Origin of the sequence: Pandoraea sp. B-6 (assembly GCF_000282835.1) — a bacterium.
Lineage (GTDB): Bacteria > Pseudomonadota > Gammaproteobacteria > Burkholderiales > Burkholderiaceae > Pandoraea > Pandoraea cepalis.
This window is the reverse complement of sequence record NZ_AKXS01000324.1, coordinates 1-362: the sequence shown is the minus strand read 5'-3', so window position 1 is coordinate 362 and position 362 is coordinate 1. Positions and strand designations below refer to the sequence as shown.

Sequence of the window (362 nt, the reverse complement as noted above, 5' to 3'; positions counted from 1 at the left end):
GACGATCGTCTCGCCCACCTGATCAAGGATGCAGCCCGCGCGATGGTGCGCGGACTGCAAATGCGCCTCGCGCAACATGAGGTGTCATTTGGCCACTGGGCTTTCCTGCGCGTGCTCTGGGTCAACGACGGGCTCACGCAAAAGGAGCTCAGCGACGAGACCGGAACCACGACGCCCACCACCTTCAGCGCGGTGCAGGCGATGGAAAAGCTCGGTTATGTCGAGCGTCGTTATGCCCCCGGCAACCGCAAGAACACGCACGTCTACCTCACGCCACGCGGCCGTAACCTCAAGAAAAAGCTCGTTCCGCTTGCAGAAGAAGTCAATGAGATCAGTGTTGACGGTTTAAAGGCGACCGAGAT

The 362-nt window shown here is 59.7% G+C and carries 1 protein-coding gene; it reads left to right on the top strand.

What is annotated here, in order from left to right; translation table 11 throughout:
- Positions 1 to 362, top strand: a 362-nt coding sequence (locus A985_RS0103145; RefSeq protein WP_017231971.1) for a MarR family winged helix-turn-helix transcriptional regulator, incomplete at both ends; no start/stop codon positions are given.